4 protein-coding genes are annotated in these 1,496 nt (G+C 47.8%); all 4 read left to right on the top strand.

All coding sequences use genetic code 11. The features are described from left to right. A partial coding sequence (locus tag KIV40_RS31900) for a type II secretion system protein GspG (protein ID WP_285353336.1) occupies nucleotides 1–153 on the top strand: 153 nt, incomplete at its 5' end. Between the two features lie 80 nt (nucleotides 154–233). Further along, the gene (gene gspH, locus KIV40_RS31895) at nucleotides 234–809 is read left to right on the top strand and encodes a type II secretion system minor pseudopilin GspH (RefSeq protein WP_285353334.1); all 576 of its coding nucleotides are present in this window, start codon (nucleotides 234–236) and stop codon (nucleotides 807–809) included. Then, nucleotides 796–1,170 (top strand): type II secretion system minor pseudopilin GspI, encoded by a 375-nt coding sequence (gspI, locus tag KIV40_RS31890; protein ID WP_285353332.1) that lies wholly within the window; start codon nucleotides 796–798, stop codon nucleotides 1,168–1,170. Before gspH ends, gspI begins: the two co-directional genes overlap by 14 nt. Next, nucleotides 1,157–1,496 (top strand): type II secretion system minor pseudopilin GspJ (gene gspJ, locus KIV40_RS31885; protein WP_306431929.1); only part of this gene is annotated, 340 nt, incomplete at its 3' end. The genes gspI and gspJ, both read left to right, overlap by 14 nt.

The raw sequence follows: 1,496 nt of genomic DNA, 5'->3' as shown, positions 1-1,496 counted from the left end.
CTACCAAACGACCCATGGGGTAACGCGTACCAAGACGTAAGCCCAGGTGATAACGGTACGATTGATATCTTCACGCTAGGCGCAGACGGCCAAGAAGGCGGTGAAGGTGCTGCGGCAGATATCGGTAACTGGAATATGCAAGACTTCCAATAAGCTGACGCTTATTGTGAATCTATGTCGTGATGGTAATACGAAACGTGAGAAGCCCTATTCAATCCCGCAGCACAACGCGACTGCGTGGATTTACTCTAATAGAAATTCTGCTGGTTCTCGTATTACTGTCATTGACTGCGGTTGCGGTGATCGCAACCATTCCAACCAATGCCAAAGACGTTGCTAAGCAGTATGCACAGAGCTTCTATCAGCGCGTGCAGCTTCTTAATGAAGAGGCGATTTTAAGTGGCTTAGATTTCGGCATTCGTGTCGATGAACAAAAATCCACTTATGTTCTCATGAGCCTAAACTCTGAAGGCTGGCAAGAGGTGGAATTTGAAAAGATCCCTTCAATTACTGAGCTGCCTGAAGAACTCTCTCTTTCATTAAGCTTGGGTGGCGGAGCATGGCAAGACGACGATCGTCTTTTCAATCCCGGTAGCCTGTTTGATGAAGATATGTTTGCCGACCTAGAAGAAGAGAAGAAACCTAAGCCGCCTCAGATCTATATTTTATCGAGTGCTGAGCTGACGCCATTTACTCTCTCATTCTACCCAAATACTGGTGACTCTTTGCAAGACGGTTGGCGTATTCGTGTGCAAGACAATGGGGTGATTCGCCTGTTGCAACCTGGAGAGCAAGATGAAGAGGAGTAATCTTAGCTCAAAGCGTCAACGTGGTATGACTCTGCTTGAGGTACTGGTGGCTCTGGCTATTTTTGCCACGGCTGCGATCAGCGTGATACGTGCTGTGACTCAACACATCAATACACTCAGTTACTTGGAAGAGAAAACCTTTGCTGCCATGGTTGTGGACAATCAAATGGCGATGGTGATGCTCCATCCTGAGAAGCTAAAAAAAGCGCAAGGCACACAAAAGTTGGCCGAGCGAGATTGGTTTTGGACAGTGACCCCAGTGGCAACCAGCGATAATTTGCTCAAGGCTTTTGATGTCAGTGTGGCAACCAGCAAGAATGCATCACCTGTGGTGACGGTACGCAGTTATGTCTCAAATTAGTCGCACCCGCTCTCCACGTAAACCCCAAGGCTTCACCCTGATAGAGGTGCTGGTCTCGATCGCGATATTTGCCACTTTAAGTGTGGCGGCGTATCAGGTCGTCAATCAGATCCAACGTAGTAATGAGGTCTCAATTGAACGTAGTGCTCGATTGAATGCACTGCAGCGTAGCTTGGTCATTTTAGATGATGATTTTCGTCAGATGGCGCAACGTCAGTTCCGCACTAATGGTGAAGAAGCATCACCTAAACTGATCCTGATGCAGGAATACCTGCTTGACTCCGATACCCTTGGTGTCATGTTCACCCGTTTGGGATGGCATAACC

Source organism: Vibrio sp. D173a (assembly GCF_030248475.1).
The sequence above is the reverse complement of the archived record's forward strand: the minus strand, read 5'-3'. Positions and strand labels throughout refer to the sequence as shown.

Bases quoted from the DNA above. Each gene is read 5' to 3' on its own strand.
- gspI (WP_285353332.1), top strand. From the start codon at position 796: ATGAAGAGGAGTAATCTTAGCTCAAAGCGTCAACGTGGTATGACTCTG.